The organism is Arthrobacter sp. KN11-1C (genome assembly GCF_052180225.1).
Lineage (GTDB): Bacteria > Actinomycetota > Actinomycetes > Actinomycetales > Micrococcaceae > Arthrobacter.
Genome location: NZ_CP197467.1, coordinates 2,148,772 through 2,174,731, shown reverse-complemented (window position 1 = coordinate 2,174,731; position 25,960 = coordinate 2,148,772). Strand labels below are relative to the sequence as shown.

25 protein-coding genes are annotated in these 25,960 nt (G+C 65.5%); 22 read left to right on the top strand and 3 right to left on the bottom strand.

What is annotated here, in order from left to right; all coding sequences use genetic code 11:
- The 22 genes from ruvX (at position 1) to ACSBOX_RS10050 (ending at position 23,031) form a co-directional block, all read left to right on the top strand.
- Positions 1-591 (top strand): Holliday junction resolvase RuvX, encoded by a 591-nt coding sequence (ruvX, locus tag ACSBOX_RS10155; protein WP_442545865.1) that lies wholly within the window; start codon positions 1-3, stop codon positions 589-591.
- The gene (gene mltG / locus ACSBOX_RS10150) at positions 588-2,291 is read left to right on the top strand and encodes an endolytic transglycosylase MltG (protein WP_442545864.1); all 1,704 of its coding nucleotides are present in this window, start codon (positions 588-590) and stop codon (positions 2,289-2,291) included. Before ruvX ends, mltG begins: the two co-directional genes overlap by 4 nt.
- On the top strand, positions 2,288-3,175 hold the full coding sequence (locus ACSBOX_RS10145) for a shikimate dehydrogenase (protein WP_442545863.1): 888 nt from the start codon (positions 2,288-2,290) through the stop codon (positions 3,173-3,175). The genes mltG and ACSBOX_RS10145 overlap by 4 nt, the downstream gene beginning before the upstream one ends.
- A 29-nt stretch (positions 3,176-3,204) precedes the next feature.
- The gene (aroC, locus tag ACSBOX_RS10140) at positions 3,205-4,404 is read left to right on the top strand and encodes a chorismate synthase (protein ID WP_078108990.1); all 1,200 of its coding nucleotides are present in this window, start codon (positions 3,205-3,207) and stop codon (positions 4,402-4,404) included.
- 56 nt (positions 4,405-4,460) lie between these two features.
- Complete coding sequence (locus ACSBOX_RS10135) at positions 4,461-4,970, top strand: shikimate kinase (RefSeq protein ID WP_078108991.1); 510 nt, start codon at positions 4,461-4,463, stop codon at positions 4,968-4,970.
- Positions 4,967-6,058 (top strand): 3-dehydroquinate synthase, encoded by a 1,092-nt coding sequence (gene aroB, locus ACSBOX_RS10130; protein ID WP_078108992.1) that lies wholly within the window; start codon positions 4,967-4,969, stop codon positions 6,056-6,058. Before ACSBOX_RS10135 ends, aroB begins: the two co-directional genes overlap by 4 nt.
- Positions 6,055-6,576, top strand: a complete 522-nt coding sequence (locus ACSBOX_RS10125; RefSeq protein ID WP_442545862.1) for a tetratricopeptide repeat protein — start codon at positions 6,055-6,057, stop codon at positions 6,574-6,576. The genes aroB and ACSBOX_RS10125 overlap by 4 nt, the downstream gene beginning before the upstream one ends.
- A 156-nt stretch (positions 6,577-6,732) precedes the next feature.
- The gene (gene efp / locus ACSBOX_RS10120) at positions 6,733-7,296 is read left to right on the top strand and encodes an elongation factor P (protein ID WP_078108994.1); all 564 of its coding nucleotides are present in this window, start codon (positions 6,733-6,735) and stop codon (positions 7,294-7,296) included.
- The gene (gene nusB / locus ACSBOX_RS10115) at positions 7,296-7,706 is read left to right on the top strand and encodes a transcription antitermination factor NusB (RefSeq protein WP_059389192.1); all 411 of its coding nucleotides are present in this window, start codon (positions 7,296-7,298) and stop codon (positions 7,704-7,706) included. Before efp ends, nusB begins: the two co-directional genes overlap by 1 nt.
- 199 nt (positions 7,707-7,905) lie before the next feature.
- Positions 7,906-8,487 carry a bifunctional pyr operon transcriptional regulator/uracil phosphoribosyltransferase PyrR gene (pyrR, locus tag ACSBOX_RS10110; RefSeq protein ID WP_078108996.1) on the top strand — a complete coding sequence of 194 codons (582 nt, stop codon included), beginning with the start codon at positions 7,906-7,908 and terminating at the stop codon, positions 8,485-8,487.
- Positions 8,484-9,497 carry an aspartate carbamoyltransferase catalytic subunit gene (locus ACSBOX_RS10105; RefSeq protein WP_442545861.1) on the top strand — a complete coding sequence of 338 codons (1,014 nt, stop codon included), beginning with the start codon at positions 8,484-8,486 and terminating at the stop codon, positions 9,495-9,497. Before pyrR ends, ACSBOX_RS10105 begins: the two co-directional genes overlap by 4 nt.
- Positions 9,497-10,846 (top strand): dihydroorotase, encoded by a 1,350-nt coding sequence (locus ACSBOX_RS10100; RefSeq protein ID WP_442545860.1) that lies wholly within the window; start codon positions 9,497-9,499, stop codon positions 10,844-10,846. Before ACSBOX_RS10105 ends, ACSBOX_RS10100 begins: the two co-directional genes overlap by 1 nt.
- Positions 10,846-11,367 (top strand): PH-like domain-containing protein, encoded by a 522-nt coding sequence (locus ACSBOX_RS10095; RefSeq protein ID WP_442545859.1) that lies wholly within the window; start codon positions 10,846-10,848, stop codon positions 11,365-11,367. Before ACSBOX_RS10100 ends, ACSBOX_RS10095 begins: the two co-directional genes overlap by 1 nt.
- Positions 11,348-12,637 carry a glutamine-hydrolyzing carbamoyl-phosphate synthase small subunit gene (carA, locus tag ACSBOX_RS10090; RefSeq protein ID WP_442545858.1) on the top strand — a complete coding sequence of 430 codons (1,290 nt, stop codon included), beginning with the start codon at positions 11,348-11,350 and terminating at the stop codon, positions 12,635-12,637. The genes ACSBOX_RS10095 and carA overlap by 20 nt, the downstream gene beginning before the upstream one ends.
- Positions 12,637-15,957 (top strand): carbamoyl-phosphate synthase large subunit, encoded by a 3,321-nt coding sequence (gene carB, locus ACSBOX_RS10085; RefSeq protein WP_442545857.1) that lies wholly within the window; start codon positions 12,637-12,639, stop codon positions 15,955-15,957. The genes carA and carB overlap by 1 nt, the downstream gene beginning before the upstream one ends.
- On the top strand, positions 15,950-16,828 hold the full coding sequence (pyrF, locus tag ACSBOX_RS10080; protein WP_442545856.1) for an orotidine-5'-phosphate decarboxylase: 879 nt from the start codon (positions 15,950-15,952) through the stop codon (positions 16,826-16,828). The genes carB and pyrF overlap by 8 nt, the downstream gene beginning before the upstream one ends.
- A gap of 110 nt (positions 16,829-16,938) precedes the next feature.
- The gene (gene mihF / locus ACSBOX_RS10075; protein ID WP_241709964.1) at positions 16,939-17,265 is read left to right on the top strand and encodes an integration host factor, actinobacterial type; all 327 of its coding nucleotides are present in this window, start codon (positions 16,939-16,941) and stop codon (positions 17,263-17,265) included.
- Positions 17,266-17,319: 54 nt separating this feature from the next.
- Positions 17,320-17,892 (top strand): guanylate kinase, encoded by a 573-nt coding sequence (gmk, locus tag ACSBOX_RS10070; RefSeq protein WP_345450601.1) that lies wholly within the window; start codon positions 17,320-17,322, stop codon positions 17,890-17,892.
- Positions 17,893-17,931: 39 nt separating this feature from the next.
- Complete coding sequence (gene rpoZ, locus ACSBOX_RS10065) at positions 17,932-18,192, top strand: DNA-directed RNA polymerase subunit omega (RefSeq protein WP_028267125.1); 261 nt, start codon at positions 17,932-17,934, stop codon at positions 18,190-18,192.
- Positions 18,193-18,218: 26 nt separating this feature from the next.
- Positions 18,219-19,466, top strand: coding sequence for a bifunctional phosphopantothenoylcysteine decarboxylase/phosphopantothenate--cysteine ligase CoaBC (gene coaBC, locus ACSBOX_RS10060; protein ID WP_442545855.1), 1,248 nt, complete (start codon positions 18,219-18,221; stop codon positions 19,464-19,466).
- A gap of 92 nt (positions 19,467-19,558) precedes the next feature.
- Complete coding sequence (gene metK, locus ACSBOX_RS10055) at positions 19,559-20,788, top strand: methionine adenosyltransferase (RefSeq protein WP_442545854.1); 1,230 nt, start codon at positions 19,559-19,561, stop codon at positions 20,786-20,788.
- A 116-nt stretch (positions 20,789-20,904) separates the two neighbouring features.
- Positions 20,905-23,031 (top strand): primosomal protein N', encoded by a 2,127-nt coding sequence (locus ACSBOX_RS10050; RefSeq protein ID WP_442545853.1) that lies wholly within the window; start codon positions 20,905-20,907, stop codon positions 23,029-23,031.
- Here ACSBOX_RS10050 and ACSBOX_RS10045 read toward each other — a convergent pair.
- Genes ACSBOX_RS10045 through ACSBOX_RS10035 form a run of 3 tightly spaced genes read right to left on the bottom strand, consistent with a single transcriptional unit; the run spans position 23,028 to position 25,949 of the window.
- Positions 23,028-24,113 carry a glycosyltransferase family 4 protein gene (locus tag ACSBOX_RS10045; protein ID WP_442545852.1) on the bottom strand — a complete coding sequence of 362 codons (1,086 nt, stop codon included), beginning with the start codon at positions 24,111-24,113 and terminating at the stop codon, positions 23,028-23,030. The two genes, ACSBOX_RS10050 and ACSBOX_RS10045, sit on opposite strands and share 4 nt — an antisense overlap.
- Positions 24,110-25,057 carry an alpha/beta fold hydrolase gene (locus tag ACSBOX_RS10040; protein ID WP_442545851.1) on the bottom strand — a complete coding sequence of 316 codons (948 nt, stop codon included), beginning with the start codon at positions 25,055-25,057 and terminating at the stop codon, positions 24,110-24,112. The genes ACSBOX_RS10045 and ACSBOX_RS10040 overlap by 4 nt, the downstream gene beginning before the upstream one ends.
- A gap of 10 nt (positions 25,058-25,067) precedes the next feature.
- Complete coding sequence (locus ACSBOX_RS10035; protein ID WP_442545850.1) at positions 25,068-25,949, bottom strand: aldo/keto reductase; 882 nt, start codon at positions 25,947-25,949, stop codon at positions 25,068-25,070.
- Positions 25,950-25,960 lie beyond the last annotated feature (11 nt).

The window sequence follows — 25,960 nt, the reverse complement described above, 5'->3', positions numbered from 1 at the left end:
TTGGAGGCCATTGCGCGCAACGACGACTACCCCCGGGGCATCAAACTGGGGGTAGACGTCGGCACCGTCCGTGTGGGAGTTGCCATCTGCGACCCGGACGGAATCCTGGCGACGCCGTTCAAGACGGTGAGCCGGGACGCCAAGAAGAATTCCGATATCGGGGTCATTGTCCGGCAGGTCGCGGAGCTCGGCGTCGTCCAGGTCTTCGTCGGGTTGCCGCGCACCATGAAGGGCGAGGAACACGCGTCCGCGGTCATGGCCAGCGACTACGCGGAGTTGCTCGCGGCCCACTTGCAGCGCCGCGGGCTCAACGTTCCGGTCAACATGGTGGACGAGCGGCTCAGCACCGTGACGGCCCACCGCAATCTCCATGAAGCTGGCATGAGCAGCAAAGATCATCGTAAAGTGGTGGATCAGGTTGCCGCTGCCGGAATTCTGCAGCACGCGATCGACATGCAAAAAGCCAGAGGTGCGGATGTGGGCAGGCGCGTGCAGGCGCCGATGCCACCCCAACACATTGACGGTGCCAGTGCGCCGCTTCCAGCCTCCGGCATTGATCCACACTCTCCAACGAGGGGAAGACAACTGTGAGCCCGGTCAACAACGACCCCTCCAACGACGCAGCAGAAGACCGTACCCGGCCTCTGACTCGTCGTGAAATCCGTGCCAGGGAACGCTTCCTGGAGACGCAGAACCAGGAGGTTCTGCCACCACCCGTGCCCGTCCACTTTGAGCCTGCCGACGTTCCGAAGCCGCAGCCTGCATATGTCCCGGACTACGGGTCGGCGGCACCTGAAGCGACCATCCATGCCGCTGACCTCCGCGACCACGGTGTTCTCAACGAAGCCGCTGCTTCGGACGGCACGGCGCTGCACGGCGAACCGGTTCAAGCGGAAGAGGACCCGCAGCAGCACGACGCTTCGGATGAAGCCTTCCTGCCGCACGTCGATTCAGTGCAGCATGAGGACCCTCTGCAGAATGAGGACACACTGCAGCACGAGGATTCAGCGCAGCCGTTCGACGATGCCCACTACGACATGGTGCACCCCGACGCCGTGGAGCACGACGCCGCTTCCGGCTACGACGTCGCGCACGCTGACGAGTTCCACGAGCTGCCTGCCCATGAAGAGGGTTTTGAGCACCACGATCCCGAGTTGGCCTACGAAGCCCATGATGAGCACCCTGCCCATGACCTGATGGCAGCTGCGACTCCTGTGTCGAAGGCCCGCTCGAAGAAGGTCCGCAGGCGCCGTCGCCTCGTTGCGCTCCTGCTCACCCTTACGGTTTTCGTCGCGGCGGTTGCCGTTGGCGCGCAGTTCCTGAAGCCATTGCTCGGGATGGACAAGGTCAGCGACTACCCTGGCCCGGGTACCGGCTCGGTGACCATCACGGTGGCGCCCGGTTCCGGCCCCAAACTGGTCGCGACCAACCTTCAGAGCCAGCACGTCATTGCCGACGCCGATTCCTTCGTGGCGGCCTTCACTGCTGCCGGGGGTGAACTCTCACCCGGTGATTTCACCTTCCGGACGGAAATGAAGAACTCCGATGCGGTGAACGTGCTCATCGGCAAGGACACTTCCAAGGTCATGTATTTCGCGCTCAGTGCGGGATTGCGGATCGGTGAATCGCTTGATGCGATCTCCAAGGGCTCGGGCATACCGTTGTCCGACTTGAAGGCGCTGAGCGACTCGCCGGGCCAGTTTGGCGTCCCGGCCCCGGCAAAGAACCTGGAAGGCTTCCTGGCACCGGGGGAGTACCGCTTCCCCCTGGGAACCTCCGCCAAGGACATCCTCCAGAAGCTCGTCACGTCGACAACCGATGAGCTCAAGGCCCAGGGCGTCACGGATCCCGTCAAGCAATACCAGACCATCACGGTGGCCAGCATCGTGCAGGCTGAAGGCGGCCAAGCCGACTACGGCAACGTGGCGGGGGCCATCTACAACAGGCTCAAGCCGGGCAACACCGAGACGAACGGCCTCATCCAGTCGGACGCCACGGTTACCTATGGCCTGGGTACCAAGACCTTCCACCTGACCGATGCCCAGAAGGCCGACAAGAGCAACCCCTACAACACCTACGCCAACGTAGGCCTTCCGGTGGGCCCCATTGGTTCACCCGGCAAGACGGCGATCGATGCCGCCGCCAAGCCGACAGCCAACAACTACCTTTACTGGGTGACCATCAACCTGGACACCAAGGAAACCAAGTTCTCCAGCACTTTGGCGGAACACCTCAAGTACGTTGACCAATACAACGCGTGGTGTGCGGCCAACGCCGGACGGTGCGTGTGAGTAGACGTGCCGCCGTCCTGGGGCACCCCATCAGTCACTCGAAGTCACCGGCGCTCCACCGCGCGGCCTACGCGAAGCTTGGGCTCGACATCGAATACTCGGCGATCGACGTCACCGTTGAGCGGCTCCCGGCCTTCATGGCGGGCCTCCAGGCCGGGGACGACTGGTGCGGCTTGTCCGTCACGATGCCCCTCAAGACGGCCATGGTGGACGAAGTCGACGAAGTCCGCGGGGCGGGTGCGCAATTGGGCGTGATCAACACGGTCGCGTTTGAAGCTACCGCTCGGGGCGTGCGGCGGATCGGTCACAACACGGATGTGGCCGGGATCGTTGACGCCGTCAGGAACGCGGGAGTCGCGCAGCAGCCGGACTCCGCGATCCTTGGCGGCGGCGGGACATCCGCGGCGGCCATTGCGGCACTCCGGGAGCTCGGTTCGAAACACGTTGACGTCTTCGTGCGCGACGCCGGACGGGCCGCCGAGGCGAAAACCGCGGCGGCCGCCGTCGGGCTTTCCATTAACCTCCGGCCCCTGGCCGAGGCTGCCGAAGGCATGGCGGGATCCGACCTGGTGATCTCCACGTTGCCGCCCCGGGCGGCAGACGGGATTGCCGCGCAGCTCGAACAGCTTCCCGACGGCGGCAAGCTTCCCGGCGATGGCAGGCTTCCCGGCGGTGCCTGGGGTGTGCTGCTCGATGTCGCCTACGATCCTTGGCCCAGCCGCATCGCCGAAGCGTGGCATTCCCGGGGTGGAGTGGTGGTTCCGGGGCTGGAGATGTTGCTCTATCAAGCCGTGGAGCAAATCCGCTTGTTTTCAGGAGCCGACGTCACCGCCGATGTCATAGATGTGATGTGTGACTCAGTCGGGCTTCCCCGGCGGGTCTAGTAAGGGCCTTACATGGCAGGATTGGATATATGTTGCGTTGGTTGACTGCCGGTGAATCCCATGGCCCGGCACTGCTCGGAATTGTTGAAGGCGTCCCCGCCGGTGTGGAACTCACCAGCGAGGAAATACGTGACGCCTTGGCGCGTCGCCGGCTCGGCTATGGCCGCGGCGCCCGGATGAAGTTCGAGCAGGACGAAGTGAGCATCCTGGGCGGCGTCAGGCACGGCGTGACGCAGGGCGGCCCCGTCGCGATCCAGATCGGCAACACCGAATGGCCCAAATGGGAGCAGATCATGTCTGCCGACCCCGTGGACCCCGCGCTTCTCGCGGACCAGGCACGCAATGCGCCGTTGACACGCCCGCGTCCCGGCCATGCGGATTTCACGGGCATGCAGAAGTACGGATTCCCCGAGGCCCGGCCTGTCCTGGAACGCGCCAGCGCCCGGGAAACCGCCACCCGTGTTGCCCTGGGTACCGTGGCGTCGCAATTCCTGAAGCAGCTTGGCATCGAGCTGGTCAGCCACACCGTTTCCATCGCGAGCGTGACCGTGCCCGAGGGTCGCCCGCTGCCCGTGCCGTCCGACGTCCTGGCCCTCGATGCCGATCCTTTGCGTTGCTTCGATCGGGAGACCTCCGACGCCATGGTGGCCGAGGTTGACGCGGCCCACAAGGAAGGCGAGACCCTTGGCGGTGTCGTCGAAGTCCTGGCCTACGGTCTTCCGCCGGGACTCGGAAGCTACGTGCACTGGGACCGTCGCCTCGACTCCCGCCTGGCTGCTGCCCTGATGGGCATCCAGGCGATCAAGGGCGTCGAAGTCGGCGATGGCTTCCTGACAGCGGCCCGCCGTGGCTCCGCGGCCCATGATGAAATCGTCAAGGACGAGACCGGCCGGATCGTCCGCAAGACCAATCGTGCCGGTGGCATCGAGGGCGGCATGAGCATCGGCGAGGTCCTGCGTGTGCGCGCCGCCATGAAACCCATCGCCACCGTCCCGCGTGCGTTGAAGACCATCGACGTCAGCACGGGCGAGGCCGCCAAGGCCCACCACCAGCGCTCCGACGTTTGTGCCGTTCCGGCGGCGGGTGTCGTTGCCGAAGCCATGGTCGCCCTTGTGCTGGCCGAGGCCGTCGCCGAGAAGTTCGGCGGTGATTCGGTCGCCGAGACCGCCCGGAACCTTCGGGGTTACCTGGACAGCATCCCGGCAACCCTGGACTCGGTTGGCCACTAGTGGCCCGCTGTAGTTCGGGCGCCGCTTACGGGCGCGCGATCGCTTTGGTGGGGCCGATGGCCGTCGGCAAGTCGGTCATCGGCCAGCAGCTCGCCCAACAATTGGGCGTGCCCTTCGTGGACACGGACTCCGTCATCGTCGAGCACCACGGGACGATCGCGGATATTTTCGCCGGCCGCGGAGAACATGCTTTCCGGGAAATCGAGGCCAGGACGGTGGCACGTGCCGTTGAAGCTGCGAACATCGACGGCGCGGTGGTTTCGCTGGGTGGCGGCGCAGTGCTCGATTCCGGCACGCAACAACTGCTGGGCGGCTGCACCGTGATCTACCTCGAGTGCGACGCGGAGACAGTCGCCGAGCGCATTGCCCGCAATACAGGCCGGCCACTGCTGGCCGGCGACGCCATGGCCCGCTGGGATGCCCTTTTCGCCGCCCGGCGTCCTGTCTATGAACGCCTTGCAGACATCACCGTCGACGTCCGGTCCGGAACCGTGGCGGAAATCGCCCTCCACGTGGAGGAAAGACTGCGTGAATACGCGGCCTTGAAAGAGGAAGTGCAAAAGTGAGCAACGAAGCAACTGTCATCAAGGTCACTGGCCAGTCCGCCAACGAGAACTACGACGTCGTCGTCGGGCGCGGCCTCTTGGAGACCCTTCCCGCGAAGCTGGGTGAGCGCGTCAGGCGGGTCCTCGTGATCCACCCGCGTGCCTTGCGCCTCACGGGCGATACGGTCCGCGCCGAGCTCGAGGCTGCCGGGTTCACCGCCCTCACCGCTGAGATCCCCGACGCCGAAGAAGGCAAGCACATCCAGGTTGCCGCCTTCTGCTGGCAAGTGCTGGGCCAGAACGACTTCACCCGGTCCGACGCGATCGTGGCGGTCGGCGGCGGCGCGGTCACCGACCTCGCCGGATTCGTCGCCGCCACCTGGCTGCGCGGCGTCAAGGTCATCCACATGCCCACGAGCCTCCTCGGCATGGTGGACGCGTCGGTTGGCGGCAAGACCGGCATCAACACGGCTGAAGGCAAGAACCTGGTGGGTTCCTTCCATCCGCCCGCAGCTGTCCTTGCGGACCTGGACACGCTCCAGACGCTGCCCAGGAACGAGTTGATCTCCGGAATGGCAGAGGTCATCAAGTGCGGCTTCATTGCCGATCCCGCCATCCTGGAACTCGTCGAAAACAAACCGGAGGAAGTCACCGACCCAGGCTCGGCGGTGCTCCGTGAACTTATCGAACGGGCGATCGCGGTCAAGGCGAAGGTGGTTTCCGAAGACCTCAAGGAATCCGGCCTGCGTGAAATCCTCAACTACGGGCACACGCTCGGCCACGCGATCGAACTCGTGGAACGCTACTCATGGCGCCACGGCGCAGCGGTTTCAGTCGGTATGATGTTCGCCGCCGAACTCGCCCGCAGCGTCGGCCGGCTTTCCGACGTCGACGCCGACAGGCACCGCACCATCCTGGAGGGACTCGGCTTGCCGGTCACCTACCGCCGGGACCGCTGGCAGGGCTTGCTCGACGGCATGCGCCGCGACAAGAAGTCCCGCGGAGACCTCCTGCGCTTCGTGGTGCTCGACGGCGTGGCCAAACCCGGAATCCTCGACGTTCCGGACACTTCGTTGCTCTTCGCTGCCTACCAGGAAATCGCATCATGACCACCGAGACTTTCAGCAGTATCAGTGACTGGCCCACGGGCGGTTTTCCCGGAGTGCGGACCAACCCGGACACGCTCCTGCCGGCCATCGTCAACGAGGAAGTCATGCAGTCGGCATTGGCTGAGTCCAGCGACCCCGCTGACCGCGTCATGGCGCTCATGCTCGAAGGCCACCCGGGCGAGGCCGCCGAATTGTTGGCGGAGGCGCGCTACAGCGATCCCGAGTCGTTCAAGTTGCGGATCTTCGAAGCCGAACTGCACCGCGCCACCAACCGTTTCGACCGGGCCGTGGAACTCTTCCGCCGGCTACTGGGCGAAGTCCACGGAACCGCCGAGGAACCGGTGGTCCATCAGTATCTGGGGCGCGCCTATTTTGTGGCGGGCAATCACGTCGCGGCGGCAGAGTCGTTCACCAAGGCCTTGGACCTGCGAGTCGCCCTGGCGGCTGACGCTTCCCTGATCTACTCCTCGGCTGTGGCCCTGCAACGCGCCCGGAACGTCCTCGAGCTCGCCTCCTGACAAGGGCGCGGAAGGCGTGACGCATTTTGCCGGTAGAATGGACTTTGGATTTTTGATAAATACGCGCTGGCGGCCGTCACGGCATGCCTGCTTGGCATAGTCGGGCTGGAAGCCAGAGGCGTAGCTAGAACCAGTGAGAGAAACCAGAGGATACTAGTGGCAACCACAAATGACATCAAGAACGGAACCGTGCTGAAGCTCGAGGGCCAGCTCTGGAACATCATTGAGTTCCAGCACGTCAAGCCGGGCAAGGGCGGCGCGTTCGTGCGCACGAAGATGCGCAACGTCATGTCGGGCAAGGTAGTCGACAAGACCTTCAACGCCGGCCTCAAGATCGAAACCGCCACGGTTGACCGCCGCGACTACCAGTACCTGTACCAGGACGGCGCGGACTTCGTCTTCATGGACACCCAGGACTTCGACCAGATCACGGTCTCCGGTGCCACGGTAGGCGACGCCACCAACTTCATGCTGGAAAACCAGATGGTCAACATCGCCATCCACGAGGGCACTCCGCTCTACATCGAACTGCCCCCGAGCGTTGTCCTCGAAATCACCTACACCGAGCCGGGCCTCCAGGGCGATCGCTCCTCGGCTGGAACCAAGCCGGCTACCCTCGAGACAGGCTACGAGATCCAGGTGCCCCTGTTCGTCGAGAACAACACCAAGGTCAAGGTCGACACCCGCGACGGCAGCTACCTGGGCCGGGTCAGCGACTAGTGAGCGCCCGTGGTAAGGCCCGTAACAGGGCCCTCGAAGTACTGTTCGAGGCGGAACAGCGTTCCGCCTCCGCTTTCGAGGTCTTGAAGGCCCGCCGGGAAATGACCGACCTCGTCGTCAACCCGTACACGGTGGACATCGTGGAAGGTGTGGTTGCCATGCAGCCCACCATCGACGAGTTCCTGCAGACCTACGCCCAGGGCTGGACCCTGGAGCGGATGCCCGCGGTCGATCGCATCATCCTGCGGATCGGCGCCTGGGAGCTCCTCTACAACGACGACGTCCCGGACGGCGTGGCCGTCAGCGAAGCCGTTGCTTTGGCCAAGGTCATGTCCACCGACGAATCTCCTGCGTTCATCAACGGCCTCCTCGGCCGGTTGCAGACGCTGAAGCCTTCACTGCTCGCTTAAGGGGCATTGAAAGGATGCGAAGGGCCGGCGCCACAGGAAACTGCGGGCACCGGCCCTTCGTCGTCCCGCCAAGTGTGAGCCAAAACGCATCGCCCCGGTTCGAAGCGGGGCCGTCGGGTGTTGCCGCTGTGGTAATTTTGAAGAGCAAATGTTCCTTTTTTAATTCCGTCCCGTGAGGCGGGGAAAGGGGAGACGAGCGATGACTGAAGTCACTGCGCCGGTGCCGTCCCGGGTTGTTCTCAACCACGCGGACATCGACCGTGCGCTCACTCGTATCGCCCACGAGATCCTCGAAGCCAACAAGGGTTCCCAGGATCTGGTTCTTTTGGGCATCCCACGCCGCGGCTATCCGCTCGCCGTGCGGCTGGCTGGCAAAATCGCCGCCGCCGATCCATCCGTGAACGCTTCCGCGATTGTCGGTCAACTGGACGTCACCATGTTCCGTGACGATCTATCCCACCAGCCCGCCAGGCCCCCGTACCCCACCAAGCTTCCATTGTCCGGAATCGACAACAAGGTTGTTGTCCTCATCGATGACGTCCTGTACTCGGGCCGCACCATCCGGGCAGCCCTCGACGCGATCATCGACCTTGGCAGGCCGCGCATCGTCCGCCTTGCCGTCCTGGTGGACCGCGGCCACCGCGAACTGCCGATCCGCGCCGACCACGTCGGCAAGAACCTGCCGACGTCGTCCTCCGAAAAGGTCCGGGTCCACCTCGAAGAATTCGATTCCGTGGACGGCCTGCCCATCAACGAAGTAGTGATCGAGGCAGGCGCATGAAGCATCTGCTCTCCACCGAGAACCTGGGCGCTGCGGATGCCATCCGGATCCTGGACACTGCCGAAGAAATGGCGGCTGTAGGGGACCGCGAAGTCAAGAAGCTGCCCGCGCTGCGCGGCCGGACCGTGGTCAACCTCTTCTTCGAAGACTCCACCCGCACCCGCATATCCTTCGAGGCCGCGGCCAAGCGGCTCTCCGCCGACGTCATCAACTTCGCTGCCAAGGGTTCCTCGGTCTCGAAGGGCGAGTCCCTCAAGGACACCGCGCAGACCCTCGCGGCCATGGGTGCCGATGCTGTGGTCATCCGCCACTGGGCTTCCGGGGCTCCGCACCGCTTGGCGTCTACCGACTGGATCGACGCAGCCGTCATCAACGCCGGTGACGGCACCCACGAACACCCCACGCAGGCCCTCCTGGACGCGTTCACGATGCGCCGGCACTGGTCTGCGCTACACGGTTCGGCATCCACGGGCGCAGACCTCACGGGCATGCGCGTCGCTATCGCCGGCGACGTCCTGCACTCCCGCGTCGCCCGCTCCAATGTGTGGCTCCTGCGCACCCTCGGCGCGGAAGTAACGCTCGTGGCACCGCCCACGTTGCTGCCGATCGGCGTCGAACACTGGCCGTGCAAGGTCAGCTACAACCTCGACGAGACCCTCGAGGCCGGAGTGGACGCCATAATGATGCTGCGCGTCCAGGGAGAGCGCATGAACGCGTCCTTCTTCCCCTCCACCCGCGAGTATTCGCGACGCTGGGGCTTCGACGATGCCCGCCTGCGTGCCCTCGACGACCTCGGGCTCAAGGACACCATCATCATGCACCCCGGCCCCATGAACCGGGGGCTGGAGATTTCTTCTGCCGCCGCCGATTCGCCGCGCTCCACGGTCCTGGCCCAGGTCCGGAACGGCGTGTCGGTCCGGATGGCCGCACTGTACCTGCTGCTCTCGGGGGATTCCCGTGAAGCCGCCCCCATGCCGGGCACCGCCCGTTCCGATAAGGAGAGCAACTGATGACCGAAATCGCAACAGGGACCTACGTGATCCGCGGCGCGGCCATCCTGGGTGGCGACGCCGAGGACCTGCTGATCCGGGACGGCGTCATCGCCGAGCGCGGCACCGGCCTTTCGGCCGAAGGCGCCACCGTGATCGAGGCCGCAGGCCTCGTGGCGCTTCCCGGCATGGTCGACATCCACACCCACTTGCGTGAGCCTGGCCGCGAAGACGCGGAAACCGTCGAAACGGGTACCCGAGCCGCGGCCCTTGGCGGCTACACCGCCGTTCACGCCATGGCCAACAGCAACCCGGTGGCCGACACCGCCGGCGTCGTCGAGCAGGTCCACAGCTTGGGCCGCGCCTCCGGTTGGGTGGATGTGCGTCCGGTGGGCGCCGTCACGGTAGGGCTCGCCGGCGAGCAGCTCGCCGAGCTCGGTGCCATGGCGGACTCCCGCGCCCACGTCCGAGTCTTCTCCGACGACGGCATCTGCGTCCACGATCCCGTGCTGATGCGCCGCGCCCTGGAGTACGTCAAAGCGTTCGACGGCGTCGTGGCCCAGCACGCGCAGGAACCGCGCCTCACTGCGGGAGCCCAGATGAACGAAGGCACCGTCTCCGCCGTCCTCGGGCTGGCCGGTTGGCCCGCGGTCGCCGAGGAGAGCATCATCGCGCGGGACGTCCTCCTGGCCCAGCACGTCGGCTCCCGCCTCCACGTCTGCCATGTGTCGACGGCCGGATCGGTGGAGATCGTGCGCTGGGCCAAGGAACGGGGAATCAACGTCACCGCCGAGGTCACGCCCCACCACTTGTTGCTCACGGACGAATTGGTTCGCAGCTATGACCCCGTCTACAAAGTCAACCCGCCCCTGCGCACCGACGCGGACGTCCAGGCGCTCCGTGCCGGGCTCGCGGACGGCACCATCGACGTCGTCGGCACGGACCACGCCCCGCACCCAAGCGAGCACAAGGAGTGCGAGTGGGCCCAGGCGGCGATGGGCATGACGGGACTGGAGACTGCCTTGTCGGTCGTCCAGGAAACCATGATCGAAACCGGGCTCATGACCTGGGCCGACTTCGCCCGCGTCACGTCCACGGTGCCCGCGGCCATTGGCCGCGTAGCAGATCAGGGGCGTCCGCTCGAAGCCGGTGAGCCCGCGAACGTCATCCTCGTGGACCCGGCTGCCCGGTGGACAGTGGATCCGCATAAGATGGCCACCATGGGCCGGAACTCACCGTTTGCGGGCAGGGAGCTGCCGGGAGCCGTCGTCGCCACGTTCTTCAAGGGCCACCCGACCGTACTGGACGGCAAGCTCAACACGCCGTACCGCTACGCAGCGGAGCCGGCCGGCGCCGGCAGCAGCAACTGATGGACAACAAGATCGCTTCCCTGCTCCTCGTCGTGGTCCTTGCCGCGGTTGCGGCCGGACTCATCGCGATAGGTTGGCGCGGCAGGCTCAAGCGGCAGGCCGGCCTCGGGCAGCTTCCGGACGTGCCGGAGAGGCTCAGCCCGGCCGGCATGGTGGCTGAAGGCCAGTATGTGGCCACGACGACGGCGGGAGACTGGCTCGACCGGGTCGCCGTCCACGGGCTTGGCTTCCGCGGCAACGCGGAAGTGAGCGTCCACCCGGAAGGCGTCCTCTTCGACCGGAAGGGGACAGCACCATTGTTCGTTCCGGCGGAAGCCGTGACCGATTGCGGCAGCGCCGACGGCATGGCAGGCAAGTTCGTGGAGAAGGACGGACTCGTGGTCTTGAGCTGGATGCTCGGAGAACACGAACTCGATACCGGATTCAGGACCAGGCGCGCCGCCGACAAGCAACCGCTCCTCGAAGCACTTCAAGAATTGATCTCTGCAGCCCCCCAGGCAGATGCCGATAGTGGAAAGTAACAAAGTGACGGATAGCAATGCAGTAGCAGGCCCAGTGACAGGCAATACCAACCCAGCAGAGTCCTCCGCGGCAGTGCTGGTCCTCGAAGACGGCCGCACGTTCCGCGGCCGGAGCTACGGCGCCACCGGCGTGGCCCTGGGCGAGGCGGTCTTCGCCACCGGCATGACCGGATACCAGGAAACCATCACGGACCCCTCCTACGCCCGGCAGCTGGTGGTCCAGACGGCTCCGCACATCGGTAACACCGGTGTGAACAAGGAAGACGCCGAATCCCGCCGCATCTGGGTGGCCGGCTACGTGGTCCGCGACGCCGCGCGCCGCCCCTCGAACTGGCGCTCGGAGCGCAGTCTCGACGCGGAGCTCGTCGAACAGGGCATCGTCGGCATCCAGGCCGTGGACACCCGCGCCATCACCCGGCACCTGCGCGAGCACAAGACCATGCGCGCAGGAATCTTCTCCGGCGAGGCCGCCAAGGCCACCGACAAGGAACTCCTGGACACCGTCCTGGCCAGCGCGCCCATGGAAGGCGCCCGCCTGGCCGAAGAAGTGAGCATCGACGAGGCATACGTCGTCGAACCCGCCGACCATGGCTGGGACGGCGAGCCGAAGTTCAGCATCGCCGCGATCGACCTTGGCATCAAGGCCATGACCCCGGTCCGCTTCGCCGAACGCGGCGTACGCGTCCACGTCCTGCCGGCAACCTCCACGCTGGAAGACGTCAAGGCAGTCAACCCTGACGGCTTCTTCATGTCCAACGGCCCCGGCGACCCCGCCACCGCGGACGCCCAGGTGGCGCTTCTCCGCTCGGTGCTCGACGAGAAGATGCCGTACTTCGGAATCTGCTTCGGCAACCAGATCCTGGGCCGGGCCCTTGGCTTCGGCACGTACAAGCTCAAGTACGGCCACCGCGGGATCAACCAGCCGGTGATGGACCGCCGCACCGGCAAGGTCGAAATCACGTCCCAGAACCACGGCTTCGCCGTCGACGCTCCCATGGACGGCGCCACCATGGCTCCGGAGGAGCGCTTCGGGCGCGTGGAGGTCAGCCACGTGAGCCTCAACGACGACGTCGTCGAGGGACTCGCCTGCCTCGACATTCCGGCCTTCTCGGTCCAATACCACCCCGAAGCCGCAGCCGGGCCGCACGACGCCGCCTACCTCTTCGACCGCTTCATCGATCTGATGGAGAGCACGAAGAACGGCCAGGACGCCGCGCAGGCCGCCGACACTCAGACATCGAACTCCGCGAAGAACGAGGACACCAAGTAATGCCAAAGCGTACAGATCTCAAGAGCGTCCTCGTGATCGGTTCCGGCCCGATCGTCATCGGCCAGGCGGCCGAATTCGACTACTCCGGAACCCAGGCCCTGCGGGTGCTCAAAGAGGAGGGCCTGCGCGTCATCCTCGTGAACTCCAACCCGGCCACCATCATGACGGACCCCGAGTTCGCCGATGCCACGTACGTCGAGCCCATCACTCCCGAGGTGGTCGAGAAGATCATCGCCAAGGAGCGCCCGGACGCCATCCTGCCCACCCTGGGTGGACAGACGGCCCTCAACACGGCCATCGCCCTCGACAAGAACGGCGTGCTTGAGAAGTACAACGTCGAACTCATCGGTGCCAACATTGCCGCGATCGAACTCGGCGAGGACCGCGAAAAGTTCAAGGGCGTCGTGGAACGCTGCGGCGCCGAGTCGGCCCGCAGCCACATCATCCACACCATGGACGAAGCACTGACTGCGGCGGAAGACCTCGGCTACCCGATGGTTGTCCGTCCGTCCTTCACCATGGGCGGCCTGGGTTCGGGCCTGGCGTACAACGAGGACGACCTGCGCCGCATCGTGGGCCAGGGCCTGCAGTACAGCCCCACGTCCGAGGTCCTGCTCGAAGAGAGCATCCTCGGCTGGAAAGAGTACGAGCTGGAAATGATGCGCGACAAAAACGACAACGTCGTTGTGGTCTGCTCCATCGAGAACTTCGATCCGGTCGGTGTCCACACGGGCGACTCGATCACCGTAGCCCCGGCCCTGACCCTGACTGACCGCGAGTACCAGCGGCTGCGCGACATCTCCATCGCCGTCATCCGCGAAGTCGGCGTCGACACCGGTGGCTGCAACATCCAGTTCGCCATTGAACCGGACACGGGACGCGTCGTCGTCATCGAAATGAACCCGCGCGTTTCGCGTTCCTCGGCGCTGGCCTCCAAGGCCACCGGCTTCGCGATCGCCAAGATCGCCACCAAGCTCTCCCTGGGCTACACGCTGGACGAGATCCCCAACGACATCACGCAGCAAACGCCGGCTTCGTTCGAGCCCACGCTCGACTACGTCGTCGTGAAGGTTCCCCGCTTCGCGTTCGAGAAGTTCCCTGCCGCGGACAACACGCTGACGACCACCATGAAGTCCGTCGGCGAAGCCATGGCGATGGGCCGCAACTTCACCGAGGCCCTGCAGAAGGCCCTCCGCTCGCTTGAGCAGAAGGGTTCGCAGCTGGACTTCAGCCACGTGCCCGAATGGGAAGTTCCGGAGCTCATCGAGAAGTCCAAGCGCCCGACGACGGACCGCCTCCACCAGGTCCAGCGCGCCATGCTCGGCGGTGCCTCAGTTGAGGACCTCTACGCCGCCACCAAGATCGACCCGTGGTTCCTGGACCAGCTGCAGCTGCTCAACGAACTGTCCCACGAGATCCGCAAGGCCGGCGCCCTGACGGAAGACATGCTCCGCAATGCCAAGCGACACGGCTTCTCGGACGAGCAGATCGGCGCCTTGACGCACAACCCGGAGGCCGTTGTCCGCGGCGTCCGGCAGGCCCTGGGCATCCGCCCGGTCTACAAGACGGTGGACACCTGTGCCGCCGAATTCGCCGCGTACACCCCGTACCACTACTCCTCATATGACGAGGAGGACGAGGTCGGCCTGCACTCCAAGCCGTCCGTCATCATCCTGGGCTCGGGCCCCAACCGCATCGGCCAGGGCATCGAGTTCGACTACTCGTGCGTCCACGCCTCCATGGCGTTGCGCAAGGCCGGCTACGAGACCGTCATGGTCAACTGCAACCCGGAAACCGTCTCCACGGACTACGACGTCTCCACCCGCCTGTACTTCGAACCGCTGACTCTCGAGGACGTCCTCGAAGTCATCGCGGCCGAGGAGCGCACGGGCGGCGTCATGGGCGTGTTCGTGCAGCTCGGCGGCCAGACCCCGCTCAAGCTCGCACAGCAGCTGGCAGACGCCGGTGTGCCGATCCTGGGCACGTCGCCCGAAGCGATCGACCTTGCCGAGCACCGCGGAATGTTCTCCCGCGTGCTCGACCAGGCGGGACTGATCGCCCCGAAGAACGGCACCGCCGTGTCCTTCGAGGACGCCAAGAAGATCGCCGACGAGATCGGCTACCCGGTCCTCGTCCGACCGTCCTACGTGCTGGGCGGCCGCGGCATGGAAATCGTCTACGACGAAGCCAACCTCTCGCGCTACATCGCCAACGCCACGGAGATCACCCCGGACCACCCGGTGCTGATCGACCGCTTCCTCGAGGACGCCGTCGAAATCGACGTCGACGCGCTCTTCGACGGCACGGACATGTACCTCGGCGGCATCATGGAGCACATCGAGGAAGCCGGCATCCACTCCGGTGACTCCGCATGCGTCCTGCCTCCGATCACCCTCGGCAGCAACGTGATCGAGCGCGTCCGCACGGCCACGAGGGCCATCGCGGAGGGCGTGGGCGTCCGTGGCCTCATCAACATCCAGTTCGCGCTGGCTTCCGACGTGCTCTACGTGCTCGAGGCCAACCCGCGTGCTTCCCGCACGGTTCCGTTCGTCTCCAAGGCCACGGGCGTGCAGATGGCCAAGGCTGCGGCCCTGATCGGGACCGGCGTCACCATCAACCAGCTGCGCAGCGCCTACAAGATGCTGCCGGAGACGGGCGACGGTTCAACCCTGCCGCTCGACGCGCCTGTCGCGGTGAAGGAAGCCGTGCTGCCGTTCAGCCGTTTCCGCACGCCGGAAGGCAAGGTAGTGGACTCACTGCTCGGCCCGGAAATGCGTTCCACCGGTGAGGTCATGGGCATCGACAAGCACTTCGACACCGCGTTCGCGAAGAGCCAGGCCGCTGCCAACAACGCGCTGCCCACCGAAGGCAAGATCTTCGTCTCTGTCGCCAACCGCGACAAGCGCTCGGTGATCATGGGCGTCAAGCGCCTGTCCGATCTCGGTTTCGAGATTGTGTCCACGGGTGGTACCGCGGATGTGCTGCGCCGCAACGGCATCCAGGCCACTCCGGTCCGCAAGGTTGCCGAAGGCAGCAGCGCCGAAGGCGAGGGAACCATTGCGGACCTCATCGTCGCCGGTGAGATCGACATGGTCTTCAACACGCCTTCGGGCGGCGAAGCCCGCAGCGACGGCTACGAACTCCGTGCGGCCGCTACGTCCATCGGCATCCCCTGCATCACCACCGTGGCCGAGTTCAACGCGGCCGTGCAGGCCATCGAGGCCCTGCGCACTTACGAATGGTCGGTGACGAGCTTGCAGGAGCACGCCGCGGCGCTGTCAGCTTCCCAGGCCGCGGCAGCCGAGGCCGTCAATGCCTAAGTCTGCCGCAGCCGGAGCGGCTGTTGTTGGGTCGGGATCACAGCCGTTCGGTTCCCGCCTGGCGGCCGCGATGGCCGCACGTGGCCCCTTGTGCGTCGGCATCGACCCGCACCCGGCGCTCTTGGCGGACTGGGGGTTGAACGACGACGTCGCGGGCCTGGAGCGCTTTTCGCTCACGGTCGTGGAGGCCGTGGCGACGCTCGCTGCCGCGGTCAAGCCGCAGGTGGCGCTCTATGAGCGCCACGGCTCCGCCGGCATGGCGGTGTTGGAACGGACCCTTGCGGCCGCAGCCGATGCCGGAGTGCTGAGCATCGCCGACGCCAAACGCGGAGACATCGGTTCCACTATGGCCGCCTACGCCGACGCCTGGCTACGGGATGGTTCCGCCTTGGCGGCAGACTCGGTCACGCTGAGCCCGTACCTCGGCTTCGAGTCGCTGCGACCGGCACTCGACCTCGCAGCCGAGTCCGGCCGTGGTGTCTTCGTGCTCGCCCTGACGTCCAACCCCGAGGGCAAGTCCGTGCAGCACGTTGGCGGATCGGAATCGGTGGCGCGGCGGATCGCCGAGGCCGCGGCCGAGGAAAACCGCCGCTATTCCGGTGCCATGGGATCCGTCGGCCTTGTGGTCGGTGCCACGATCGGCGGCGCCCTCACGGAACTCGGGCTGGACCTCGATGCCGTCCACGGGCCCATCCTGGCACCCGGACTGGGCGCGCAGGGAGCCACACCGGCGGATCTGCGTGCCACTTTCGGCGCGGCATACCCGGCGGTCCTGGCGACGTCGAGCCGTGGAATCCTCGCCGCCGGTCCTGCTATTGCCGGACTGCGCTCCGCCACCGAGGCCACGCGCGACGGACTGCTGGAAGGCTGAGCCCGATCTTCGTTGGTCCAATGCATTGCGCTCCGTAGCGACCACACGATAGCTTCGGGATCAGTCCAAATCCGCTACGCACTCGATGCCGGCCAAAGGGGGATGTGTCAGTGACCTTAAAGGCATTGTCGCCAGAGGAACGTTCCGATGCCTTGGAGAAGGCAGCAAGAGCCCGGGCACGGCGGGCTCTCGCGAAGGAACAGCTCAGGACGGGCGAGCTCGGCTTTGCGGGGTTGATCAAATCGGCACAAACCGACGAGGCAATCGCCCGCATGCGCGTTTCCGAGCTCATCGAGGCTGTTCCGGGCATCGGTCCGGTCCGGGCCGCGGCCATCATGGCGGAAATCGGCATCGCCCCTTCACGCAGGCTCAGGGGCCTGGGAATTCACCAGTCCCGGTCGCTGATAGATTTTATGGAAGACAAATACAGCGTTTAAACGAATACAGCGTTTAACAAATGCGGCGTATAGAGAATCTCCACGAAGGACGATGTGAGCAAGAATCCGGGACTGACCGTCCTCGCAGGCCCCACTGCCGTTGGCAAGGGAACAGTATCCACGTATATCCGGGACAATTACCCCGAGGTCTGGCTGTCAGTTTCAGCCACCACGCGTGCTCCGCGGCCGGGGGAGAAGGACGGCGTCCACTACTACTTCAAGTCCGCCGAAGAATTCGACGCACTCGTTGAGGACGGCCAGTTGCTTGAGTGGGCCGTCGTGCACGGAAAGAACCGCTACGGCACGCTGCGCAGCACTGTGGACGCTGCCATTGCCGAAGGCAGGTCCGTGCTGTTGGAGATCGATTTGCAGGGCGCCCGCCAAGTCAAGGCGGCAGTTCCGGACGCCAACTTCGTGTTCCTCGCTCCGCCCAGCTGGGACGAAATGGTCCGCCGCTTGGTGGGACGAGGCACCGAAACCCCGGAGGAACAGCAGCAACGGCTGGAAACCGCTAAACTGGAACTTGCCGCTGAACCGGAGTTTGACCACACCGTCATCAATGACGACGTACGCCGGGCAGCGGACGAGCTTGTTTCACTCATGGGGCTTACCCCGCACCAGCGCTAAGCGCTAGCACTTGTCAGCCCGTTAGAATTTGGAGAATTCGTGTCCACGAACCTTGAAGGCATCATCAACCCGCCGATCGACGAGCTGCTTGCTGCTGCCGATTCGAAGTACGGCCTGGTGATTTTCGGCGCCAAGCGCGCGCGCCAGATCAACGCCTACTACGCACAGCTCCACGAGGGCCTCTTCGAATACGTTGGCCCGCTGGTCGACACGAAGCTGAATGAAAAGTCGCTTTCCATCGCCTTGCGCGAGATCAACGAAGGCCTGCTGGTTTCCACTCCCATCGAGCCCGCAGAGTAAACAGACTGCCTGTTGACGGAGGTCACGTGCGCATAGTCCTCGGAGTCGGGGGAGGGATCGCAGCCTACAAGGTTGCATCGCTCCTCCGGCTTTTTACTGAAGCCGGACACAACGTGACGGTCATTCCCACGGAGGCCGCCATCCGCTTTGTCGGCGTGGCCACCTGGGAGGCGCTCTCGGGCAATCCAGTGAGCAACAGCGTCTTCGACGACGTGGAGAAGGTCAACCACGTCCGTCTCGGCCATGAGGCGGACCTCATCGTGGTCGCCCCGGCTACTGCCGACCTGCTCGCCAAGGCAGCAACCGGCCAAGCGGGGGACCTGCTCACCAACACGCTCCTCATGGCCCACGGCCCGGTGCTTTTCGCCCCCGCGATGCACACCGAAATGTGGCAGAACCAGGCCACCCAGGCGAATGTGGAAACGTTGCGCAGCCGGGGCATCACCGTCCTCGAACCCGCTGTGGGCCGGTTGACGGGCGTGGACTCCGGGCCTGGCAGGCTGCCCGAACCGGAAGCGATCTTCGCGGCCGCGATGGCGTTGCTCGACGCCTCCGCACCCGCAACCCTGATGGCAGCCACGAAACCCCTCGCCGGGCGCACCATCACCATTTCTGCCGGAGGCACCAGGGAAGCCCTGGATCCGGTCCGTTTCCTTGGGAACAGGTCGTCAGGCAAGCAAGGTGTTGCGCTGGCCGCCGCGGCCCTTGCCGCAGGTGCCCATGTCAGGTTCCTCGCTGCCCACATGGATGTCCAAGCGCCGGCCGGGGTCGAACTGATCCAGGTTGAATCCGCCTTGGAGCTCCGTGACGCGGCGCTGGAAGCCGCCCCCGGCTCCGACGTCGTGATCATGGCCGCAGCAGTCGCCGACTTCCGCCCCGCCGAAGTTTCGGACACGAAAATCAAGAAGGTCAACGGCGACGATGCCCCCGTGGTGCGCCTCGTGCAGAACCCGGACATCCTGCATGAGCTGGTGGTGCGCCGCGACGCCGAGGCATCCACGCAGTTGATCGTCGGGTTTGCGGCCGAAACCGGGGACGAGGACGGCAACGTCCTGGAGCACGCCACTGCCAAGCTCAAACGCAAAGGCTGCGACCTTTTGGTGGTCAACCAGGTCGGCGTCGGGCGCGTGTTCGGCCAAGACCAGAATTCTGTGATCATTCTCTCCGGCCATGGCGCGGCGCCGCAATCGGCGGCGGGTTCCAAATCCGACGTCGCCGCCGCTGTTATTGACCGCATCAGCACTGAACTGAGCCGCGTACACCCGGCCCCCTAGCCATCGGGTAACGCTCATTTCCCAGCTGGTCCATCCTTAGCACAGGGACATACGGCGGAAGCCGGTCGCCCCCAACCGAGTAAGGTAGTCGAGTGACTTTACCGCTGCACCATGAATCCCACGGCACCCCGTCCAAGCTCCGGCTCTTCACCTCAGAGTCGGTCACGGAAGGGCACCCGGACAAGATCTGCGACCAGATCAGCGACGCCATCCTCGACGCGCTCCTGGCAGCAGACCCGGAGTCGCGCGTGGCCGTTGAAACCATGGCGACCACCGGCTTGGTGCACGTAGCCGGTGAAGTTACCACGGACGCGTATGTTGAAATCCCGCAGATCGTCCGCGAGACCATCCTCGGAATCGGTTACGACTCGTCCGCCAACGGCTTCGACGGCGCCCGTTGCGGCGTGTCCGTCTCCATCGGGCAGCAGTCCAACGACATCGCCGGCGGCGTCTTCAATTCGCTCGAGGCCCGCGAAGGCCGCCAGGAGGACGACTACGACCTCCAGGGCGCCGGTGACCAGGGCATCATGTTCGGCTACGCGAGCGACGAGACCCCCTCCTACATGCCGACGCCCATTTGGCTCGCCCACCGGCTCTCCGAGCGTCTCACCGAAGTCCGCAAGAGCGGCGAACTGGCCTACTTGCGCCCTGACGGCAAGACCCAGGTGACGGTCGGATACGACCGCGACCGTCCGGTTTCCGTCGAAACTGTGGTGATTTCCAGCCAGCACGCCGAAGGAACCCACCTGGATCGCCTGCGCGCCGATCTTGCCTCGCACGTCATCGATCCCGTCCTGGCTGCGGCCAACCTTGATATCTCCCACGTCACGAATATCCTGAACCCTGCCGGCGCCTTCGTCATCGGCGGTCCGGTCGGCGACGCAGGGCTGACCGGTCGCAAGATCATCGTCGACACCTACGGCGGCATGGCCCGCCACGGTGGCGGCGCTTTCTCCGGCAAGGATCCGTCGAAGGTGGACCGTTCGGCGGCCTACGCGATGCGCTGGGTAGCCAAGAACGTCGTGGCAGCAGGCTTGGCCAAGCGAGCCGAGATCCAGATCGCCTACGCCATCGGCCAGGCGCGTCCGGTGGGCACCTACGTGGAGACCTTCGGTACTGAAACTGTGGACCCGGCCAAGATCAGCGACGCGATTACGGAGATCTTCGACCTCCGTCCGCGCGCCATCATCGACGCCCTCGACCTCAAGCGCCCCATCTACGCCAAGACGGCGGCGCATGGGCACTTCGGTCGCGAAGAGCCCGACTTCACGTGGGAACGCCTGGACCGCGTGGACGAGCTGAAGGAATTCTTCAACGCTTGAACCGGCTTGCCCGTGACAATCGGTGGCGGCCGGAATCCGGGGGCCATACCGGACATTGTCGGTGGTACCTGCTTGGATTGCACCAAGGCATCCGGCACTCCAGGGAGGTGACAAACATGAGCGATGGTTCATTGCTTCCGATTGCCATGGCCTTGCCTTCGCCGTCCCGTCAGCCGTCCCTGTTGCAAGGCTTCCCTTCCCGCGGGAGCGACGCCACGGGGCCACCCCTTGCCGCGGGCAATCCGGTGGCACGCGTGCTGATCGAATCGTCCTTGCCACATCTGGACAGGCCCTTTGATTACAGCGTCCCGGCCGAGTTGGAGGACACCGCCCTGGCAGGCGTCCGGGTCAAAGTCCGCTTCAGCGGCCAGGAACTCAACGGCTACGTCCTGGAGCGCGTGGAATCGTCGGAAGCCGGACATTCCCTGACTCCGCTTCTCAAGGTGGTTTCAGCGGTTCCGGTGCTGACTCCGGCGTTGCTGGAGCTTGCCTCGAGTATCGCGGCCCGCTACGCCGGGACCCTCAGCGATGTCCTCCGCACCGCCATTCCTCCCCGCGTCGCGCGGCTGGAAAAGCAGTTCCTCTCCGGTGATTCCCTCCTGGACGGGCCCGAGGAAGACAACGCGGCTGCCGAGGTCTCCACCTCGCTGGCCCACGCCGCCTGGGCTTCCTACGCCAACGGAGCACCGTACTTGCAGCACCTCGCCGGGGGCGGCTCACCCCGCGCGGTCCTGACTGCGACGCAGGGTTTCGGCGCCGCCGGCTGGCCTGAGCTTGTGGCGTCCGCGGTGGCGGCCGTCCGCTCCTCCGGGCGCGGCGCCGTCGTCGTGGTTCCCGACTACCGTGACCTCGACCGCATGGAAGCCGCCCTGCGCGCTGTCCTGCCGCCGGGCGACGTCGCGCGGTTGACTGCCGACGACGGCCAGACACCGCGGTACCGAAGCTACCTCCGGCTCCTCAGCGGCGACGCGCAGGTTGCGGTCGGCACTCGCTCCGCTGCCTACGCTCCTGTGCAGGACCTGGGACTCGTGGTGTGCTGGGACGACGGCGACGACCTCCACATCGACCAGCGCGCTCCGTACGCGCACACCAGGGAAGTCCTGCTCTTGCGTGCCGAACAGGAATCGGCCGCTTGCCTTATGGCCGCGCATAGCCGCAGTACCGAACTTCAGCGGCTTGTCGAGGGCGGTTGGGCCGTTCCGGTGGAGGCTCCTCGGTCGGTGGTCCGCTCCAGCACGCCCCGGGTGCTCAATACAGCTGACAGCTTCGAGCAGGAGCGCGACCCCCTCGCTAGGATTGCACGTTTGCCCGGCGCGGCCTGGCGGGCCGCCAAGGAGGGCCTGGAACGAGGACCCGTCCTGGTGCAGGTGGCCCGGGCCGGTTATGCCCCATCCCTTGTGTGCGAGGATTGCCGCGAGCCCGCCCGGTGCAACAACTGCCAGGGCCCCCTTGCCATCGCCGGACAATCGGCCTTGCCGCAGTGCCGCTGGTGCTCTACCCCGGCTCCGGAGTGGCGTTGCCGGCATTGCGGCGGAGTCCGTCTTCGCAGGGGTGCGGCGGGCGTGCTGCGGACCGCGGAAGAACTGGGCAGGGCTTTTCCCGGCAAGGCTGTCGTGACGTCGTCGGGGGACCAGGTCAAGGCCGCGGTGTCGGATGCCCATGCGTTGGTGGTGGCGACCGTGGGGGCTGAGCCGATCGCCAGCGGCGGCTACGCGGCGGCCTTGCTCCTGGATGGCAATTCGCTCCTGCGCCGGGAGAACCTACGCGCCGGTGAGGACACCGTGCGGCGATGGTTCAACGCGGCAGCGCTCGTGCGGCCCGCGCATGAGGGCGGGCTCGTCGTCATCACCGCGGACGACACGACGGCGACCGGTGCCCTGTTGCGCTGGGATCCTGCCGGATATGCCTCGCGTGAGCTAGCGCTGCGGCAGGAACTCCAGTTGCCGCCCGCCGTGCGGATCGCGTCCGTGACGGGCAAGCGGGCCGACGTCGTGCACTTCACCGAGAGCCTGGCCAGCAGCATCCAGCTCCGGACCGCCGGCCCCGCACCGGTCTCCCTCACGTTGTCCGCCAAGCGCGGAACAGAACAAGAGGGCGATCCGGACGTCCGGACGCTCTTCTTCATTCCTTATGCCCAAGCAGCTGTTGCCACGCGTTCCATGCGGGCAGTCAAGGCTGCCAGCGCGGCGAAGCGCACGTCGGGACCCGTGCAACTGCGGCTCGACGGCGTCGACGTCCTCTAGCGCCGCTTGCGGCTGCGCATCGCAACGATCTCCTCGGCCACGGCCAGTAGTTGGCGCGCCGACTCGTCCCAATTGAAATCAGCCGCGCGTTCCACAGAGCGGCGTGAGCGCCCCTGCCACAATTCGCCGTCTTCAAGAGCCTTGACCGCTGCGGCAAATTCACCGGGCGATTCGGCGTGCACGTAGCTCACGGCGTCCCCGCCCACCTCGCGGAAGATGGGGGTGTCGCTCGCGATCACGGGAGTGCCAAGCGCCATCGCCTCGACCAGGGGCAGCCCGTAGCCTTCCGCCTTGGACAAGCTGACAAGCGCGGTGGCCCGGAGCAGGAGGGAGTCGTATTCGGCGTCCGTCACGCCGTTGTGGAACTCGACGTTCGCACCTGGCGGGACCAGGGGCTCGAGCTCGGCCCGGCGTTGGGGGTTGATCCTGCTGAGAAGGTGCAGCGTGAATCCGGGCAATCCGGCCATTCCCTGGATCATGGTCTCCACATTTTTGTAGGGCATGAACGAGCCCATGTAGAGCAGGGACTTCTCGGCGCCGGCTGCGGGATCGCGAGGCTTCTGCCCTGGCTGGGGTGCGTTGCCCACGATGCGTACCGGGCGGCGGGTCAAATTGAACTTGGCCATGAGCGACTCGGTGGTGTGGCTGATGGTCGCGACGATGTCGGCCCGGTTGAGAAGCAATCGCTGTGGCCAGTACGCCTTGTGGTACAGCCGCCAGAGGAGCCGCACGGGCGCCGGAAGGAAGCCGGGAGGGGCCGGGTGCTCGTAGTAGATGAGGTCGTGCAGGGTCAGGACCAGCCCGTACTTGCGGCCCCAGGTTCCCATGGTCTGCATGGGGCAGACCACGACGTCGGCGCCGAGCTTGTTGACCTCGCGCGCCACGAACAGTTCGCGGGGGGACAACGGGCTGCTGATGTGAACGTAGGGGACATCCGGGAGGAGTGCCAACTGGCGCTTGTCGCTGATGAGCATCGTGACGTCGGCGATCTTGGACGTCGCTGCTATGAGGCTCGATCCGTAGCGGCTGATCCCGTCATGATGGTCCGTGCGGGTAAAGCGGGCATCTATGACGATTTTCACGCGGGGTGTTCCTCCAGGAAGCTGCGGATGGCGGCGGCGGCGGGCGCCGGTGTCTCGTAATGGATCAAATGCCCGACGTCGGGAATCACTTCCAGCGCGCCGTCCGGCAACAGGTCCAGCAGCTTTTGCTGGTCCCGGAGCAGGGCGATCTCGTCTTTCTCGCCGGCCACCAACAACACGGGGAGGTCCAGCTGCCCGGCGACCTCGGACACATGGCTGGAGACCGAAGCCCGGAAGGACTCCAGGAGGCTCGCACGGTCGGCGAATGCGGAGAAGTACGCATCATGCTGGCCATGGACAAAGGCCCGGAGTTCCTTGTCCCGGGTCTTGGCCATCGCGGCGCTCATGACACGGACTATCAGGCGGCTGCGCAGGACGGCGAGTCCCAGCCGGCGGGGGAGCTTGGCGGAGACCTGGTAGTACAGGACTGCCAGCTTGGTCATGAGCCCCTTGGGTCCCTCCAGCGCGGGAGCGGCGATGGGATTTACCAGGATCAGCGGACGGATGGCGCCGGGATTCGATGCGGCGAAGTGGCTGGCAACGATGGATCCGAAGGAATGCCCCAGGAGGACCGTGTCCGGTCCGAGGCCCAGTGCCGCCATGAACCCCGTGATGAACTTCCCGTAGCGTTCCACGGTGTGGGGGTCCCCGGCGAAAGGCTCCGAGCTGCCAAAACCGGGGAGGTCGGGCATGATGACCCGCATTTCCGGCAGGTGGTCTACTACGCGGAGCAGGCCGTGGTGGTCGCCGCGGAAACCGTGGATGACCAGTATGGTCCGCGTCGCCGCGGTCACCTTGACCGGTTCGTAGCACCAATAGGCGACGTTGCTGCCGTCGAGGTCGATGTCTGACGCACTCGTCCGCGCGGCCAGGGCCTTGCTGAAGAACTCCCCGGGGGAGGCAGGTACGGGTTCGGGGGAGTGGTTGGTGTCCACTTGTTCCATTCGGCAGGTCCTAATTGACGTTGTCCGGGTGTGACCCGGTGCGGTGGTGGCGTTCGAGGGCGGCCAGGCCATCCATGTCGTCGGCATCAAGCTCGAAGCCGAAGACGTCGAAGTTTTCCTGGATGCGTGCCGCGGTGCTCGCTTTGGGGATGACGATGTTTCCCAGCTGGAGGTGCCAGCGGATGATGATTTGCGCGGGAGTCTTTCCGTACTTGTCCGCGAGTGCACGGACGGCCGGATCCTGGAGGACCTGGCCCCGGCCCAAAGGGCTCCACGCCTCGGTGCGGATGCGCAGCTGTTCGTGGAGCGTGCGGAGCCGGGTCTGCTGCAACCATGGGTGCAATTCGATCTGGTTCACGGCCGGAACCACTTCGGCTTTTTCCATGAGTGCCTCGAGGTGGGCCGGCTGGAAGTTGGAGACTCCGATCGCGCGCACGCGGCCTTCGCGGTACAGGGTTTCCATGGCCCGGTAGCTCTCCTGGAACAAGCCGCGCTCCGCGCAGGGCCAATGGATGAGGTACAGGTCGACGTAGTCGAGGCCCAGATTGGCCATGGAGGAATCGAAGGCGCGCAGCGTGGAGTCGTAGCCCTGGTCGTCGTTCCAGAGCTTGGTGGTGACAAAAACGTCTTCGCGGGAGAGCCCGTGGGTGCCTTCCCCGGAGCCTCCCGTGTTGCTGTCGACCCCCGGCGGGGGTATCACCGCACTGCCGATGCCGCGGCCGACGCCGGTTTCGTTGCCATACATTGCGGCTGTGTCGAAATGCCTGTAGCCGGCGCCCAACGCAGTGGCGACCAAAGACGTGGCATCCGTCGGCGGCACTTTGTAGAGCCCGAACCCCAACTGGTCAATCAAGACACCGTTGTTGAGATTGAGCCGAGGCGAGGGTTTCATAGCCAAAACTC

What these genes read in the sequence shown, in the direction of transcription:
- ACSBOX_RS10040 (WP_442545851.1), bottom strand. Translation starts at nt 25,057, where the DNA reads ATGGAACAAGTGGACACCAACCACTCCCCCGAACCCGTACCTGCCTCC.
- carB (WP_442545857.1), top strand. Translation starts at nt 12,637, where the DNA reads ATGCCAAAGCGTACAGATCTCAAGAGCGTCCTCGTGATCGGTTCCGGC.
- ACSBOX_RS10100 (WP_442545860.1), top strand. Translation starts at nt 9,497, where the DNA reads ATGACCGAAATCGCAACAGGGACCTACGTGATCCGCGGCGCGGCCATC.
- ACSBOX_RS10035 (WP_442545850.1), bottom strand. Translation starts at nt 25,949, where the DNA reads ATGAAACCCTCGCCTCGGCTCAATCTCAACAACGGTGTCTTGATTGAC.
- pyrR (WP_078108996.1), top strand. Translation starts at nt 7,906, where the DNA reads ATGACTGAAGTCACTGCGCCGGTGCCGTCCCGGGTTGTTCTCAACCAC.
- aroC (WP_078108990.1), top strand. Translation starts at nt 3,205, where the DNA reads ATGTTGCGTTGGTTGACTGCCGGTGAATCCCATGGCCCGGCACTGCTC.
- ACSBOX_RS10105 (WP_442545861.1), top strand. Translation starts at nt 8,484, where the DNA reads ATGAAGCATCTGCTCTCCACCGAGAACCTGGGCGCTGCGGATGCCATC.
- carA (WP_442545858.1), top strand. Translation starts at nt 11,348, where the DNA reads ATGCCGATAGTGGAAAGTAACAAAGTGACGGATAGCAATGCAGTAGCA.
- ACSBOX_RS10095 (WP_442545859.1), top strand. Translation starts at nt 10,846, where the DNA reads ATGGACAACAAGATCGCTTCCCTGCTCCTCGTCGTGGTCCTTGCCGCG.
- pyrF (WP_442545856.1), top strand. Translation starts at nt 15,950, where the DNA reads ATGCCTAAGTCTGCCGCAGCCGGAGCGGCTGTTGTTGGGTCGGGATCA.
- ACSBOX_RS10050 (WP_442545853.1), top strand. Translation starts at nt 20,905, where the DNA reads ATGAGCGATGGTTCATTGCTTCCGATTGCCATGGCCTTGCCTTCGCCG.
- ACSBOX_RS10135 (WP_078108991.1), top strand. Translation starts at nt 4,461, where the DNA reads ATGGCCGTCGGCAAGTCGGTCATCGGCCAGCAGCTCGCCCAACAATTG.
- ACSBOX_RS10125 (WP_442545862.1), top strand. Translation starts at nt 6,055, where the DNA reads ATGACCACCGAGACTTTCAGCAGTATCAGTGACTGGCCCACGGGCGGT.